The organism is Paenibacillus antarcticus, assembly GCF_001637225.1.
In the GTDB taxonomy this organism is placed as follows: domain Bacteria; phylum Bacillota; class Bacilli; order Paenibacillales; family Paenibacillaceae; genus Paenibacillus_AQ; species Paenibacillus_AQ antarcticus.
In genome coordinates, this window is sequence record NZ_LVJI01000001.1 from 164578 (window position 1) to 180569 (window position 15992).

General features: G+C 40.5%; 14 protein-coding genes. 4 read left to right on the top strand and 10 right to left on the bottom strand.

The features are described from left to right. Positions 1 to 3 precede the first annotated feature (3 nt). Positions 4 to 966, bottom strand: coding sequence for a 3'-5' exoribonuclease YhaM family protein (locus PBAT_RS00800; protein WP_068583025.1), 963 nt, complete (start codon positions 964 to 966; stop codon positions 4 to 6). A gap of 252 nt (positions 967 to 1218) precedes the next feature. Here PBAT_RS00800 and PBAT_RS00805 point away from each other — a divergent pair, with 252 nt between their 5' ends. Next, on the top strand, positions 1219 to 2655 hold the full coding sequence (locus PBAT_RS00805; RefSeq protein WP_068645853.1) for a SpoVR family protein: 1437 nt from the start codon (positions 1219 to 1221) through the stop codon (positions 2653 to 2655). A gap of 193 nt (positions 2656 to 2848) precedes the next feature. Here PBAT_RS00805 and PBAT_RS00810 read toward each other — a convergent pair whose 3' ends face one another. Further along, positions 2849 to 4744 (bottom strand): PrkA family serine protein kinase, encoded by a 1896-nt coding sequence (locus PBAT_RS00810; RefSeq protein WP_068645854.1) that lies wholly within the window; start codon positions 4742 to 4744, stop codon positions 2849 to 2851. Positions 4745 to 5138: 394 nt separating this feature from the next. On the opposite strand from PBAT_RS00810, the gene PBAT_RS00815 reads away from it, so the two are divergent. Beyond that, positions 5139 to 5903: a DUF2161 domain-containing phosphodiesterase gene (locus PBAT_RS00815; RefSeq protein WP_068645855.1), complete on the top strand. Its 765-nt coding sequence runs from the start codon at positions 5139 to 5141 to the stop codon at positions 5901 to 5903. Here the strand turns inward: PBAT_RS00815 and PBAT_RS00820 are convergent. Both PBAT_RS00820 and PBAT_RS00825 read right to left on the bottom strand, forming a co-directional pair. Then, on the bottom strand, positions 5900 to 7054 hold the full coding sequence (locus tag PBAT_RS00820; protein WP_149466385.1) for an aminotransferase-like domain-containing protein: 1155 nt from the start codon (positions 7052 to 7054) through the stop codon (positions 5900 to 5902). The two genes, PBAT_RS00815 and PBAT_RS00820, sit on opposite strands and share 4 nt — an antisense overlap. A gap of 37 nt (positions 7055 to 7091) precedes the next feature. Further along, a complete protein-coding gene (locus PBAT_RS00825) occupies positions 7092 to 7748 on the bottom strand; it encodes a response regulator transcription factor (protein ID WP_068645856.1) in 657 nt (218 codons plus the stop codon). Positions 7749 to 7914: 166 nt separating this feature from the next. Here PBAT_RS00825 and PBAT_RS00830 point away from each other — a divergent pair, with 166 nt between their 5' ends. Continuing rightward, positions 7915 to 8322: a hypothetical protein gene (locus PBAT_RS00830; RefSeq protein ID WP_420848712.1), complete on the top strand. Its 408-nt coding sequence runs from the start codon at positions 7915 to 7917 to the stop codon at positions 8320 to 8322. Then, complete coding sequence (locus tag PBAT_RS00835; RefSeq protein WP_068645858.1) at positions 8319 to 9386, top strand: phosphodiester glycosidase family protein; 1068 nt, start codon at positions 8319 to 8321, stop codon at positions 9384 to 9386. The genes PBAT_RS00830 and PBAT_RS00835 overlap by 4 nt, the downstream gene beginning before the upstream one ends. A gap of 303 nt (positions 9387 to 9689) precedes the next feature. On the opposite strand, the gene PBAT_RS00840 is transcribed toward PBAT_RS00835, so the two are convergent. The 6 genes from PBAT_RS00840 to PBAT_RS00865 all read right to left on the bottom strand — a co-directional run bounded on the left by PBAT_RS00840 (position 9690) and on the right by PBAT_RS00865 (position 15944). After that, entirely contained in the window at positions 9690 to 9941 is a 252-nt protein-coding gene (locus PBAT_RS00840) for an AbrB/MazE/SpoVT family DNA-binding domain-containing protein (RefSeq protein ID WP_068594412.1), read from the bottom strand. Positions 9942 to 10052: 111 nt separating this feature from the next. Beyond that, positions 10053 to 10517, bottom strand: coding sequence for a tRNA (uridine(34)/cytosine(34)/5-carboxymethylaminomethyluridine(34)-2'-O)-methyltransferase TrmL (trmL, locus tag PBAT_RS00845; protein ID WP_068583005.1), 465 nt, complete (start codon positions 10515 to 10517; stop codon positions 10053 to 10055). A gap of 129 nt (positions 10518 to 10646) precedes the next feature. Continuing rightward, positions 10647 to 11735, bottom strand: a complete 1089-nt coding sequence (serC, locus tag PBAT_RS00850) for a 3-phosphoserine/phosphohydroxythreonine transaminase (RefSeq protein ID WP_068645859.1) — start codon at positions 11733 to 11735, stop codon at positions 10647 to 10649. A gap of 263 nt (positions 11736 to 11998) precedes the next feature. Further along, positions 11999 to 13423: a type I glutamate--ammonia ligase gene (glnA, locus tag PBAT_RS00855; protein ID WP_068645860.1), complete on the bottom strand. Its 1425-nt coding sequence runs from the start codon at positions 13421 to 13423 to the stop codon at positions 11999 to 12001. Positions 13424 to 13677: 254 nt separating this feature from the next. Beyond that, entirely contained in the window at positions 13678 to 14736 is a 1059-nt protein-coding gene (gene aroF, locus PBAT_RS00860) for a 3-deoxy-7-phosphoheptulonate synthase (protein WP_068645861.1), read from the bottom strand. A gap of 251 nt (positions 14737 to 14987) precedes the next feature. Beyond that, on the bottom strand, positions 14988 to 15944 hold the full coding sequence (locus PBAT_RS00865; RefSeq protein WP_068645862.1) for a 4-hydroxy-3-methylbut-2-enyl diphosphate reductase: 957 nt from the start codon (positions 15942 to 15944) through the stop codon (positions 14988 to 14990). Positions 15945 to 15992: the final 48 nt, after the last annotated feature.

Consider the following 15992-nt stretch of genomic DNA (forward strand, 5'->3'; position numbering starts at 1 on the left):
ATGTTATAGCTCCTTCTTCATGCGATAAATCGCTTTATTCTCTAATCCACGAATGAAAGGCGTCCATTCCTCTGTCTCCGGGGTCGTATCCAGCGCATCCTCGACCATCTGTAACTTAGCATCCATAGCATCAATGAAGTGAAGAGCTACAGCCTCTGCCATTTGTGGCTGAACGGGACTGCCCCACTCACCTAAGTTATGATGGGATAGGACCATGTGCTGTAAACAAATCACTTTCTCAGAGTGAAGATCAATATCGCATCTTATCGCTGCTTCCGTAATCCAATTCGATGCCATAGAGATATGCCCTAGGAGTTTACCTTGAACACTATATTCTTTAACGATTCCAAGCTCCGCTGTTAGCTCTTCCGTCTTAGCTATATCATGTAGAATAATTCCTGCCTTGATCAGATCTGCATTTAGAAATGGTCTCTGTTTGCAGATAAATTCCCCAAGTTCCAACATGCGAACCATATGATAAGACAATCCCGCGTAAAAGGCATGATGGTGCATTTTAGCAGCTGGATAATGTAACAGTTTATCTTCTACTTTGGTAACACAGAAGTTAACAATCGTACGCATCTCTTCATCTTGAATACTATCTAACGTCTGCTTAATGGTATACAACAGATCTATTGGCTTAACTGGAGCAGCACGAATAAAGTCTGTTATGTTCACACCATCTTCGTCTGTTACTTTACGCATCTTTGAAATCTTGACTTGTAGCCGTTCACGGTAGGTATGTGCGATACCCTGCACCTTCACAAGATCCATAGGAAAGAATGTTTCCTTATCTGTAGCACTCGCATCCCAGAACTTCGCTGAGAGTTGACCACTTGCATCTCCAAGGACAATATCAAAGTAATCCTTAGGTGGTGTCCCATTTGTCTGTTTCACTTCTAGCTCTTTCAATATATAAAAGCCAGTAAATTCATCTTGATTCGTTAACTTATTAATTAAAGTCATGTGTTTACCTCCAACATGAAATAAAAACCATCTTATTTTTTGTTACAACAAATCATTTCTCATAACTATCTACAATAACATATCTGCTCGTTACCATGTTAATTCTACACTTATCTTTATCATACAACATAACCTTAACAATAGGATACGCCAAGGAGAGGAACGATCAATGTCGAATATCTCCGCTCCTTCTCACATATACATCATATGAACCTAAATTTTCTCCTTACAGAAAGGGGGAAGCTCATTAGCATGCATCAGGATGAAATAACCGCACTAGAGCGTTCCATAGCAGAAATCACCGAGATTGCCACGGGCTTCGGATTGGACTTTTACCCAATGCGCTACGAAATATGTCCCGCAGACATTATTTACACATTCGGAGCCTACGGCATGCCCATCCGATTCTCGCACTGGTCCTTCGGGAAGACTTTCCACAAAATGAAGACGCAGTATGATTTCGGGTTGTCAAAAATTTATGAACTAGTTATCAATTCTAATCCCTGCTACGCTTTCTTGCTTGATGGAAATTCATTAATCCAGAACAAATTGATTGTGGCACACGTCCTTGCTCACTGCGACTTCTTTAAGAACAATGCCCGTTTCAGTAAAACAAATCCTAGCATGGTGGAGAGCATGTCTGCCACTGCAGAGCGAATCAGTCAGTACGAGATCAAGTATGGTCATAAACAAATCGAAGAATTCCTTGATGCGGTACTGGCGATCCAAGAGCACGTCGATCCTGACCTCGTTAGTCCATATCGTCGGAACCGATACGACCGCAATGGCGATGGAATAACTGACTCCGGTCATGAGAAACCAGACGCACTGGTAACAGGATTCGAGGATTTATGGGCGTTAGATGGAGACAACAAGAATAACAATCGTAACATAAATCAGCCCAAGAAGTTCCCTCCACATCCAGAGAAAGATCTCATTTGGTTCATCCAAGAATTCTCCCCTAATTTAGAACCTTGGCAACGTGATGTCCTAACGATGCTTAGAGATGAGATGCTCTACTTTTGGCCGCAAATGGAGACTAAGATTATGAATGAGGGCTGGGCTAGCTATTGGCATCAACGCATCTTACGAGAATTAGACCTTACATCCGAAGAAACCATTGAATATGCCAAGCTCAACTCAGGGGTCGTACAGCCTTCAAAGAATAGCTTAAACCCTTATTATCTTGGGCTCAAAATATTTGAGGATATTGAGAAACGTTGGGATACCCCTACGGGTAATGATTCACTTCTCATAGGATCTAAACCTGGGTCAGGGAGGGCCAAAATATTTGAAGTGCGAGAATTAGACTCGGATACCTCTTTCATTCGTAATTATATGACGAAAAAGCTCGCGGATGACTTGGACTTATATGTTTTTGAGAAAAAAGGTCCCGAGTGGACCATAACCGATAAATCATGGGAGAATGTTCGGGATCAACTCGTCTACTCTCGCGTAAATGGCGGTTTCCCTTACTTGGTTGTACAAGATGGTAACTATGATGATAACGGTGAGTTATTCTTAAAGCACATGTATGAAGGAACCGAGCTAGATCTCAAATATGTGGAGCGTACATTGCCTTACGTTCATAGGTTATGGGGTAGAACCATACATTTAGAAACGACGATGGAGAACAAAACGGTACTATTTACATTTGACGGAAAGAAGACCGCTAGAAAATTCATTTAATCTAGCAGCCAACAACGACGAAGCTACTACTCATGGATGCATAACAAAGGACACGCATATCTGTGTGTCCTTTGTTATGCATCCATTTATTTGTTCAGCTATTAACAAATAAAAATAACCTTAGGTCCCCCAAATTTATGGAGTCGCCAGGTTATCTTTAAATTCATTCATCTTACTTCAACATACCTCTAGCTTAACGATTCAGTAAGCTTCCTACATATTTCAACAGCTCATTTGCACAGATGGGGCAGTATCCAATATCTTCGATAAGACGTTTACTTACTTCATTAATACGTTTCAGTTGGTTCCCATCTGGTGTCTTTGTGGAAGTCGTGATCTTCACGATATCTTTCAGATCAACAAACAGCTTCTTCTCTATCGCTTCACGAAGTCGGTCATGATGATTGTATTCGAATTTCTTACCTTTTCTCGAATAGGCAGAGATACGGATGAGAATTTCTTCACGGAATGCTTTCTTCGCATTCTCCGATACCCCGATCTGTTCTTCTATAGAACGCATCAGTCTTTCATCTGGATCCATTTCCTCATCCGTTAGCGGATCACGAATCTTGGACCAGTTGCAGAATGCTTCTATGTTATCGAGATAATTCTCAAATAATGTTCTAGCTGATTCTTCAAAAGAATATACGAATGCCTTTTGAATTTCCTTCTTAGCAAGCTCATCATACTCTTTACGTGCGATAGCTACGAAATTAAGATAACGCTCACGTTCTTCTTTTGTAATGGACGCATGTTGATCTAGTCCATCCTTGATAGCTCTTAGTACGTCGAGAGCATTAATACATTGAAGATCTTGCTTAATGAGCGCGCTAGAAATTCGGTTAATGACATAACGTGGATCTACGCCCGACATCCCCTCATCTAGATATTCATTCTGCATTTCCTTCAAATCTGCTTCTTTATAACCCTCAACTTCCTCACCATCGTACATACGCATTTTCTTGACGAGATCCATCCCTTGTTTCTTAGTCTCTTTAAGGCGAGTAAGAATTGAGAAGATGGCCGCAGCTTTAAGCGCATGTGGGGCAATATGAATGTGATTCATATCGCTTTGCCCTATTAATTTAGCATATATTCTCTCTTCCTCCGATACCTTCAGGTTGTATGGAATCGGCATAACGATCATACGTGATTGTAGTGCTTCATTCTTCTTATTAGAAATGAAAGATTTATATTCGGTTTCATTCGTGTGGGCTATGATGAGTTCATCTGCAGAAATCAATGCAAACCTTCCCGCCTTGAAATTTCCCTCCTGCGTCAAAGATAGTAGGTTCCACAGGAATTTCTCATCACATTTCAGCATCTCTTGAAATTCCATCAAACCACGATTTGCCTTATTCAATTCCCCATCAAAGCGATACGCACGTGGATCTGATTCCGATCCAAACTCTGTAATCGTAGAGAAATCTATACTTCCCGTAAGATCGGCTATATCTTGTGATTTCGGGTCCGACGGACTGAATGTTCCAATCCCTACACGTCCCTCTTCAGATATCAATACCCGTTTCACATGTACTTTTTCAATATCTCCACCATATTCCGTCTTCAATCTCATTTGGCAAGAAGGACACAAACTACCTTCAATTCGAACGCCCAGTTCTTTCTCCACATCAGCACGCAGATCCATCGGAATTAAATGCAGTGGTTCTTCATGCATCGGGCACCCATCAATTGCATACACCGCACCTTTATCGGTCTTCGAGAATCTCTCCATTCCGCGTTTCAAAAGGGTTACGATCGTTGATTTCCCTCCACTAACAGGACCCATAAGTAGTAGTATCCGCTTACGAACATCTAGACGCCTAGCTGATGAGTGAAAATACTCTTCAACAAGCTTCTCAACAGAACGATCCAGTCCAAAGATATCTTGGTCAAAAAATTTATACCTCTTATGTCCGTTAACAACCTCTGTGCCATATGAATCGATCATTTCATACACACGAGAATGAGCAGTCATGGCAGGCGTGGGATCTTTTCGAAGTAATTCAATGTAATCTTTAAATATGCCATTCCACTCCAACTGATTGCTCTCTGCACGATAAGCTGCTACACGTTCGAAAATATCCATGATTGGTACCTCCTATGACTTATGATTGGAACTGGCATCACCAAATAGAAACAGTCTCGTCGTCCTTTTAAGGAGTTCATGCCTCCGGTGCAAGCGACGTTTCGTATCGCTTTTAGCTTATGTTTCCGTTGCAAGCAACACTTCGTATCGCTTTTAGCTTATGCTTCCGATGCGAGCGACACTTCGTATCGCTTTTAGCTTATGCTTCCGATGCGAGCGACACTTCGTATCGCTTTTAGGTCAACCCCTTATAGCTTGAAAAAGTGTACTACATACCTATGCAAGAAAGTGGGTTTAGTTGACCTATTTTTATCAATATAGAGTTTGTCTTTTTAGAAATGCTATAATTGATAACGAATTACGCGTGGAAAAAGTCAATGAAGGAGACCTCTACATGGCCATTCAACACGAAACCGAACTATATGAACCTTTAAAACATTTTTTTGAGGAACAAGGATATGTCATTAAGGGAGAAGTACGTCATTGTGACTTAGTAGGAATACATGAAGAACAGACTGAACCTTTAATTGTAGAAATGAAGAAGACGTTCAATCTCTCGCTGTTACTGCAAGGGATGGAACGCCTCAAGATGAGCTCACACGTATATTTGGCTGTTGAACGTAGCCGCGCTAAACGAGGGGCTGTAAACCAACGTTGGGGTGAATTGTCAACGCTATGCCGACGTTTAGGCCTTGGACTAATCACAATTACCTTTTACAAGACCAAACAACCGTTTGTTGAGATCCTCACAGAGCCTACTGACCATGTGAAACCTCAGACAAAGAACAAACGTCGTCAATCAAAGTTAGTTAATGAGTTCCGTGAACGTAGTGGGGATTATAATATAGGTGGAAGCAATCGTGCGAAGCTCGTAACAGCATACAAGGAAAAAGCACTTCGTATCGCCCTCCCCCTTCAGCATGCTGAATCTTGCGGCGTATCTCCAGCATCCCTACGTAACATTACTGGCATAGGAAATGCATCTTCCATACTACAACATAATTATTATGGTTGGTTTGAGCGCGTCTCTCGTGGTCGTTATACCCTTACGCCTTTAGGTATTACTGCTTTAGAGCAGTATCGCAACGTCCTCGAGGTATCATCTTCACTTCAGTCATTAGCTAACATCACGGAATATGAAACAGAACAATCTGACTAACTTCTAGCCGTGAACTCACTTACGGCTTCACTAATTAATTGCATACCTTGTATTAATTCACCTCTCCTGGGTTGGGTGAAATTAAGACGAATTCTATCAAAACCATCCCCCTTGTCCACACAACATAATGCTCCTAGGCAGAAATCTACCCCCTTAGGAATGGAACATTTCAATAAAGCTTCGCTCCGCAGACCTTCTGGCAGCTGGATCCATATAAACATTCCTCCTAAAGGAAGATCATACCTAGCACCTCGCCATACAGGTTGGTTTAACAACTTCTTCATCAGTTCCAGTCGAATGTTATATTCACGTCTCACTAGAGCAATATGATTACGCCAATCAAAAGTTGTGGATACCAGTAATTGATATAATATTCGTTGATTCAAGGCACTTGATTGACAGTCTCCTAAGGGCATCTCAGCACACATCAATTCAATCAACTTACGCTTTCCAATTACCCATCCTGTTCGTAATTCAGGTGCCACCGTTTTATTAAATGATCCCAAATATAGCACTTGTCCTCCCACTTTTTGACCTCCATCAAGTCTAAATAATGATGGATATCGCGTACTAAATGACACTGGATCCATTGCTTCGTCAAAATAAAGATCTCCGTACGTATCATCTTCCACGATCAAAACGTGACGTCTCCGACATAGGTCAAGTACTTGTGCTCTTCTCTCTAGACTCCAAATAACTCCTGTTGGATTCGTGAAATTAGGAGTCACAAATAGGAATTTGGGACTTGTAGTATTGATGAATTCTTCTAGTGCATGAAGAAGTACCCCTTGCGCATCCGCATCAATCGGAATAATCGTCGCCCCCCGCATCCGCAATAACTCCAGAATACTCGGTGACGTAGGATTCTCAACAAGCACAGTATCTCCCTGATCTACATAAACACGTGTCAGTAACTCCATCCCCTGCTCATTACCCGTTGTTAACAGGATCTGATTAACATCTACTTCTATTCCCTTATATTGCTGCCATTCGGACTGAAGCCATGCTCTAAGTGGCATGTATCCCTCTGAGCTTTCATTCTGCATTGGCAGAATATCGTCTGTTGTATGCTCAGCTATCAACGGGAATAAATCTTGATCTGGGAGCTCCTCTGCGAGTGTTATCGATGAATCTTGCAAAGAGTACTTCATAGACCACCCTCCTCTATATGGCTACAAGCCACTATAATTATATGTATAAAGGGCGGATCGGAGACGAATAAACGGCAAACTTTTCGATGGCTTGGGCTCGCGTGTTAACGCCCAACTTCACATATATTCTTTGTAAATAATTATCTATCGATCTGCGACTGAGTTCAATTTCTGTTGCTATTTTATCATATGTAATTCCTCGAACGACACGCCGCATGATAAGTATTTCTGTCTCCGATAGTTGGAAGAAGTCATGTGTATTCTGTGGCGAAGTCACCGGCCATATCCCATTCTTCAACCACTCTAATGGTATAAAGGTATATCCTTCACGAAGACCCTCTATGAGAAGAAGCAATTGTGTTGGAGAAGCCTGTTCAGATAATATCCCGCTTGCTCCGAGATTAAGTAATGATTGAGCTCTGAGCAGCCCTTCTTCATCCGATACAATAACAACATGGCTTGCTTGCGATTGCGACTTAATTTGCCCCAAAACACCTTCCAATCTACCCTTTGACCATAAATAATCAAGGAGAACTAAATCCGGTTGCATTTCTTTAACCATATGTATTCCTTCAGTAATACCTACTGTCATTCCTGTCACATTTAGATAAGCTTGTTCTTCTAGAATTAACTTCGTACCTAACATACTCGTGGGCTGACCACCCAAGATAACGACTCGCCAAACTAGCGACATGTATAAAATCCTCCCAGTCATTGTAGACAGACATAACGAAATTGTATCTTACTAGTTACAATAATCGACATTTAATATCGATAATTGTGTGAATTTTTGGTTTTTTGCGAAATTGATAAGGTAATGATAGAATGGGAACTTGTCAAAAATAATAGATTAAGATGAGGTGATCACTATGCCTTCGTCAACGGAGACTAACTATGAACGTCCCAAAACCAAACGTGGACCTTCTGTCAAAGCTTTCTTGCTACTATGGATCATGCTAATTAGTATCGGGATAACAGCCGCGTATATGTATAGTAACGAGCTTAAACAGGACATGCTCCAACAACTGCAAAATGAAAATCAACAACAGATGACTCTATTAAAAACGGAATATGAGTTAAAACTCACAGAACTATCCGCTCAAGTCGAGGAACTGAATAGCAAGGTGCAATCATTTAATGAATTACTTACATTCACTAAGGATAATGCGACAACTAAAACCGATAACAGTAATAAATTGTATACACAACTAAATGAGGTCAAGAAACAACTTGACACTCTACAGAAAAAGATGGACCTTCTCAAATGAGATTGCAAGTCAAGCAGATCAATCGCTTTTTCTTACTAGCAACAGCACCTTTTATCGGGGTTATATTCTGTCTCATATTCATCCATCCATCTGTGAAATTAAATATGAATACGAGTCTCTACCTACCTAATGGTTCTATTCATGATACATCGAAAGACATTGTACTCCAACTGAATGATGCAGAAGAAATTGTAAATAGTACCCTTGCAACGATACGTCATACATCAGAGTTATATCAAAAAACACTTGATACTACAAATAACATCGTAAAGACAACTATATCACAAGCACTTAAGCCTGAGTACATCTACAATAGAAGAATCACTTCTAAACTTGGCACACCTTATCAAAAAGTAACGAGTGATCGTATAACCCTTGAACTCTATAAAGTTAACCCCGGCGTATATCAAGGTCACGCTATGAAGATAAAACTTAAAGATCCTAAGGCAATGAAAATGAGTCTAGGTAGTGACGTTGTCGGTGGTTCTGAGACGACGCTTGCGGCTGTACAACGTTATGGCGCTATTGCTGGCATCAATGCTGGAGGATTTGCTGATGGAAAGGGCAAACGTTATCCTCTAAGTACAACGATTATGAATGGACAATATCTGACCGGATTTGAATCGAGTTTTAAAGATCTCTTCTTTGTAGGCTTAGATAAATCGGGTAAGCTCATTGGGGGGAAATTTCACAACAAGGAGGATCTTGATCATCTAAATCCTTCGTTTGGGGCAACCTTTGTCCCCGTATTACTCCACAATGGTCAGAAGGTACCTATACCATTGCAATGGCAAACATCACCTGCTCGGGCACCACGTACGGTTATTGGCAATTATAAAGATGACCAACTGCTGGTTATCGTTATCGATGGATATAATGAGAGTGGTGGATCAGGTGCGACTTTACAAGAACTTCAAGATAGATTGCTTCAATTAGGTGTACGTGATGCCTATAATTTAGATGGTGGAGGTTCTTCTTCCCTAATCTTCAATGGAAGAGTCGTGAGCAAGCCTTCTGATGGAAGTCTTCGTCCAGTACCCACTAATTTTTTGTTTTTTAAATAAAAATTAAATGGTATAATAAGTATAGCGAGGTAGTTTTACAGGAGGTGGCATGGTGTCTTTTTCATTAACTTTTTGGATTGTTGCATTGGTTCTAGCTCTATTCATGATCGGCATCCTCACATCATCTTATAACGATGATAAAACAAAAGGTCTTTAGGTTAATCGCTATGTTGGCTTCCTCACGCTGAGGAAGCCTGTTTTATTTGTCGTATTGTTCGGGTTCGTCTGTAGGTTAATCTATGTATACGAAGAAAAAATCAAAAAAAAGCACCACGTTAAATCGCGATGCCCCCATTATATGCATTAGGCCCGAAGTAAATCCGTCATCTCTGACTGGCACTGTGCACAAATAAGACGTTCTTTGAATTCATTCACTTCTTCTACTGAACCACAGAACACACATTTGGGACGATATCTTTCCAAAATAATATGATCTCCCTGGACCAAAATCTCTACTGGGTCCCCTTCATTCATCTGATATCTTTTTCTCAATGATTTGGGTAAGACAATTCTCCCCAACTGATCCACCTTACGAACCACACCAGCAGGCTTCATATGGTACTACACTCCCCTATCAAAAAATATAGTAGTCCCACAACGTCTAAAAATGGGTCTATCTTAATAGTTCGATATGATTATGTCGAATCCTGCTGTGTTCGACAATTTTTATCTTAAATCATTGAAATCTAGTTGTCGCAATGCCTCATATACAACAATTGCCGCCGAATTGGAGAGATTTAATGATCTAACCTGCTCACCCATTGGTATCCGCATGCATGTTTCAGGATTAGCTTCAAGTAATTCTAGTGGCAACCCCTTTGTCTCTTTACCAAATACAAAAAAGTCCCCATCCTGATATTCAAAGTCACTATATCTTAAATTAGCTTTTGTCGAGGCATAGAAAAACCGGCTGCCCGCATACTTCTCTTGCACCTCTGCAAATGAATCATGATATTCAATATGAACAGCATGCCAATAGTCTAAGCCTGCTCTCTTTAATGTCTTATCATCGGTAAGAAACCCAAGTGGGTGAACCAAATGCAAATGTACACCTGTCGCAGCGCATGTTCTTGAAATATTTCCTGTATTTGCCGGTATTTCCGGCTCCACAAGTACGATATGTAATGCCATGATGATATCCTCCATCTATCTATTTATAGTTAGTATAACCCCAATTGTTCCGCGGGACCACAACAAAAGCCCTCCACCAAAGGGTGGAAGGCTAAGAGTACTAGAAAGTAAATGACTAATCAACTTTCCTTACCCATGAGTCTTTTGAAAATGTGACATGAAATCAGCTAGTGCTTTACAACTCTCATAAGGAACCGCATTATAGATCGAAGCGCGTAAACCGCCTACACTACGATGGCCTTTGAGACCCACAAAGCCTTCCACTTCTGATTCTTTAATGAACTGATTCTCAAGTTCCTCAGAAGTCAGACGGAAAGTGATATTCATAATCGAACGGCTACCTGCTTCAACAGGTCCCCGATAAAAGCCACCACTGTTGTCTATTGTATCATAGATAAGCTGTGCTTTCTTGCGGTTAATCTTCTCAATTCCTTCAAGAGCACCTTGCTCTTCCACCCATTTCAATACTTCATTAACCATGTATACGGAAAAAGCAGGTGGTGTGTTATACAATGAATTGTTTGAAGAATGTGTATTATAACGTAACATCGTTGGGATACTCTTCGGTGAGTTATTAATTAACTCTTCCCGTGCAATAACAACTGTAACACCGGAAGGTCCTAGATTCTTCTGAGCTCCTGCATAGATAAGTCCGAATTGATTCAGATCAAATTGACGGCTGAGAATATCACTGGACATATCGCCAATCAATGGAATACTGCCTGTGTCAGGAAATTGTTGATATTGAGTACCTTCAATCGTTTCATTGGAGGTCACATGAAGATAAGCTGTATTATCAGACAATTGAATATTACTAAGATCAGGTATAGACATAAACTTGTTTGCTTCAGATGTAGCTACAACATTTGTTTGTCCAATTAGTTTGGCTTCTTTGATTGCTTTATCAGCCCAACTTCCCGAGTGAACATAGCTAGCAACCTTACCTTCGGATAGCAAGTTCATAGGAAGCATTGCAAATTGCGTACTTGCTCCGCCTTGTAAGAACAGAACTTTATATCCCTTTCCGCCACCAAGTAATGATAGCAGACGACTTTCTGCTTCATTATGTACTTCTTCATAAACTTTACCGCGATGAGACATCTCCATAATGGACATTCCTGTATTTCTGAAATCCACAAATTCAGCTTGTGCACGTTCTAGAACTTGAAGCGGTAGTGCAGCAGGTCCTGCATTAAAATTATAGGCTCTCTTAGTCAAGTGTACTCCCCACCCTTTCTCTTTCTTCTTTTATATTTTATGTTTTATGATACCGCAATGATAGCAGTATTCCTACCACCCATCAAGTATGATTCGCACTTTCGAACTTAAATCTAACATTAAAATTATTTATAGGTAAAGACATTTTTATTTATCAGGTTAAAGCGACACAGTGGAAACGCATTCTTTATTCTACATTCAACAAGGAAGATCCTTCGGGAAGCCCGAAGGATCAAGATAATTTATGATTTTATATACCCATTCTAGCAATCGAAGTAGAGGCTATATTCATGTGGATGAACACGAATGCCTACTGCCTTAGCTTCAGCACGTTTCATATTGATATAGTTATCAATAAAGGACTTAGTAAACACTTCACCTTCTGTTAAGAATTCAAAGTCTGCTTCCAAAGCATCTAACGCTTCGTCCAAGGTACCTGGTACACTGCGGATTTTGAATTTCTCTGCATCGGATAATTCATAGATATTCGTATCCATTGGACCATAACCCAGTTCTTGAGGATCAATCTTTCTCTTGATACCATCAAGACCAGCCATCAACATTGCTGAGAACGCAAGATAAGGGTTAGCTGTGGAATCTGGTGTACGGAACTCAATACGGCATCCTTTAGGCGTTACAGCGGCTACTGGAATACGTACGGCTGCGGAACGGTTACCTTTGGAGTACACAAGGTTTACTGGAGCTTCATAACCAGGAACCAGACGTTTGAATGAGTTCGTGGAAGGATTCGTTAATGCAATCAATGCTGGTGCATGATGCAGTATTCCACCGATATAATGTAAAGCCATTTCACTCAGGTTAGCATATCCACCCTTCTCATAGAAAAGAGGTGTGTCGCCGTTGAAAATGGATTGGTGAACGTGCATCCCGCTACCGTTATCTCCAAAAATAGGTTTCGGCATAAATGTTGCAACTTTACCATATTGGCGTGCTGTATTGTGAACGATATATTTATAAACAAGCAAGTTATCTGCTGTTTTCTTCAAAGTATCAAAACGGAAGTTGATTTCAGCTTGACCCGCTGTTGCCACTTCATGGTGGTGACGTTCTACGCGCAATCCTGCTTCTGCAAGCAGACGGCACATTTCACTACGGATGTCTTGTTGCGTATCTACCGGTGCAACTGGTACATATCCACCTTTAACACCAACTTTAAAGCCTAGGTTACCGCCTTCTTCTTTACGATTCGTATTCCATGCAGCTTCTTCCGAATCTACGAAGAACGAAGAACTGTTCATGCCACTTTCATAACGCACATCATCAAAGATGAAGAATTCAGATTCAGGTGCGAAGAATGCTGTCGTACCTACACCGCTCTTCTGCAAGAACTCTTCTGCTTTAGCAGCAATTCCGCGTGGGTCACGTTCATAACGTTCGCCATCAGGCGTATGGATGTTACACATAATGTTCAAAGTAGGGTGAGCAGTGAATGAGTCAATAAATACGGCTTCAGGATCAGGCATCATAACCATATCTGATTCTTCTATGCCGCGAAAACCGGTAATTGAGGAACCATCAAACGCAACCCCGTTAACAAATGTTTCTGCGTCTACTTCTGAAGATGGTAATGAAATATGATGAGCACGTCCTTGTAGATCTACAAAACGAAAATCTATCCACTCAATATTATTATCCTCAATAATTTTCAATACGTTCTCAACTGACATTTCCTTTTCCCCCTAAATTCCGAACATTAACCATCCAATTGATTAACAATGTTCATGATTTCTTTTATCTGATGTCGCAATTATAAAACGTATTTTTTTTAACGTCAATACGTATGTCAGGTATTTCTTTTCAATATGTCATATTATCTAACATAAGTGTAGAATTATCTAAATAACAAAAAACCATTTCCGATTTTATAACAAAATAGGAAATGGTTTGAATTTTTTTAACGATTCAATTTAGACAGTTATCATTATACTCTTGAAAGAAATTTCTCTGCTGGAGATTTCTCTGTATTGAAGGTTCTACCTACAATAGGAGCCAATTTCTCTAAATCTTTCAACAGTTCTGCAAATTGATCTGGGAACAGAGATTGTACACCATCACCCGTCATTGAATTATCAGGGTCGGTATGCATTTCAACAATAAGACCGTTAGCACCCGCAGCTATAGAAGCTTTAGACATCGGAGCTACCAATTCACGACGTCCTGTACCATGACTTGGATCAGAAATCACCGGCAAGTGACTTAATTGTTGCAATACAGGGATAGCAGCTAAATCAAGCGTATTACGAGTATAGGACTCAAACGTTCTAATGCCTCGTTCACATAACATAACATTTGGATTTCCTCCAGCTAATATATACTCTGCAGCATTCAGTAACTCATCGTAAGTTGCACTGAAACCACGTTTAAGAAGAACTGGTTTGCCACACGTTCCTAGTTTACGTAGTAAGTCGAAATTCTGCATATTGCGGGTTCCGATTTGTAAAATGTCCGCATATTCAGCACAAATGTCTACATATTCAGGAGTCATGACTTCAGTAATCGTTAACAATCCATGCTTCTTTCCTGCTTCTTGCATCATAATAAGTCCTTCTACACCAACACCTTGGAAGCTATAAGGACCCGTACGTGGTTTAAATGCCCCACCCCTTAACACCTGCCCTCCAGCAGCTTTGACCAATGCAGCGATCTCATCAATCTGTTCAGCTGACTCTACAGCACATGGTCCTCCCATAATAACAATCTCTTTCCCGCCAATCTTCACACCTTTAATATCAATGATCGTATCTTCAGGGTGGAAATCTCTGCTTGCCAGTTTGTAAGATTTAGAAATCTTAACCACGCTCTCTACACCCTTCATTTGGCGTAAATGTTCGGATAACTTGGGGTTTACACTACCAATCAAGCCGATAACGGTGCGATCTGCTCCCTTAGATACATGAGCCTGTAAGCCCTCCTTCTCAATCACTTTTACTATTTCCTCTATTTGTTCGTCCGGCGTTACATTCGAAGTTATTACGATCATAATGTATGTCATCCTTTCCTCGTATCAATTTTTACTAACACGCTTAGACGCTTGCACGCTTTTAAGCTTTTATGCTTTTATGCTTTTAATGACTAAAGCAAATATACCCGAAGTTACGTATCCCGTCAAGTCCAAATACATGGGTTAAGCGCAAAAAACTCGAAAGAAGAGCACTCTTATAAAAAAAGTGTCTATCTTTCGAGTCCTATTTCTTATCCATAATCATTAGTTAGTTCTTAGTTATACATGGGTTATATTATCGTATTACTTTTCACTTTAACAGATGGAAGTAGCTTCTTCATGTTAACTGTTCGTACCGTTTCCCATGTACCCGAATCGTTAGGATCATACTGTTCAAGATATCGTATAACTTCCTTCGTAATAGGTGTAGGTGTAGAGGCACCTGAAGTGACGGCAACTTTAGAGATTCCTTCAAGCCACTCTCGCTTAATTTCAGTTACATCACCGACCCGATAAGCAGTCACGTTAGCTATTTCCTCGGATACTTGTGCAAGACGATTCGAGTTATTACTCATTGGATCACCTACAACGATCACTAGGTCTGCTTGACCGGCTTGTTCTGCAACCGCTTCTTGACGTACTTGTGTTGCTAAGCAAATTTCATTGTGCACTTCAGCAGAAGGGAATTTCTCTAATAATTTCTTCATTATATGTTTAATATCCCACTGACTCATCGTGGTTTGATTCGTAATAACAATGCGAGTGGAATCCAAATGGAGATCCTTAATCTCCTCTTCTTTTTCAATGAGATGAACATGATCTGGTGCGATACCAATAGCCCCTTCAGGCTCTGGATGTCCACCTTTACCAATATAGATCACTTCATAACCATCATTGACCTTTTCTTCAATCAGAACATGGGTCTTGGTTACATCTGGACAAGTTGCATCTACCGTTGTTAACCCTTTGTCCCGAGCAATCTTACGCACTTCTGGTGATACACCGTGAGCGGTAAATATGACAGTCCCACTCTCTACCTTATCAAGAATATCAAGACGGTTAGCACCATCCAATGTAATAATACCATCATCTTCAAATGAATTCGTGACATGGCTATTATGAACAATCATACCCAATATATATATAGGCCGGGGAAGATCTAAATTCTGAGCCGCTTGGCGCGCAAGCACCATAGCATCAACAACTCCATAACAATATCCCCGAGGAGAAATCTTAAGCACTTCCATGGTATCAACCTCTTTTCATTAACTAACCTTATTCTTATTCATTATACC

Excerpts from the sequence above, each read along its gene's own strand:
- PBAT_RS00825 (WP_068645856.1), bottom strand. The coding sequence starts at position 7,748 with ATGTCGCTAGTTTGGCGAGTCGTTATCTTGGGTGGTCAGCCCACGAGT.
- PBAT_RS00840 (WP_068594412.1), bottom strand. The coding sequence starts at position 9,941 with ATGAAGCCTGCTGGTGTGGTTCGTAAGGTGGATCAGTTGGGGAGAATT.
- PBAT_RS00815 (WP_068645855.1), top strand. The coding sequence starts at position 5,139 with ATGGCCATTCAACACGAAACCGAACTATATGAACCTTTAAAACATTTT.
- PBAT_RS00810 (WP_068645854.1), bottom strand. The coding sequence starts at position 4,744 with ATGGATATTTTCGAACGTGTAGCAGCTTATCGTGCAGAGAGCAATCAG.
- PBAT_RS00805 (WP_068645853.1), top strand. The coding sequence starts at position 1,219 with ATGCATCAGGATGAAATAACCGCACTAGAGCGTTCCATAGCAGAAATC.
- PBAT_RS00820 (WP_149466385.1), bottom strand. The coding sequence starts at position 7,054 with ATGAAGTACTCTTTGCAAGATTCATCGATAACACTCGCAGAGGAGCTC.
- aroF (WP_068645861.1), bottom strand. The coding sequence starts at position 14,736 with ATGATCGTAATAACTTCGAATGTAACGCCGGACGAACAAATAGAGGAA.
- trmL (WP_068583005.1), bottom strand. The coding sequence starts at position 10,517 with ATGGCATTACATATCGTACTTGTGGAGCCGGAAATACCGGCAAATACA.
- PBAT_RS00800 (WP_068583025.1), bottom strand. The coding sequence starts at position 966 with ATGACTTTAATTAATAAGTTAACGAATCAAGATGAATTTACTGGCTTT.
- PBAT_RS00865 (WP_068645862.1), bottom strand. The coding sequence starts at position 15,944 with ATGGAAGTGCTTAAGATTTCTCCTCGGGGATATTGTTATGGAGTTGTT.
- PBAT_RS00835 (WP_068645858.1), top strand. The coding sequence starts at position 8,319 with ATGAGATTGCAAGTCAAGCAGATCAATCGCTTTTTCTTACTAGCAACA.
- glnA (WP_068645860.1), bottom strand. The coding sequence starts at position 13,423 with ATGTCAGTTGAGAACGTATTGAAAATTATTGAGGATAATAATATTGAG.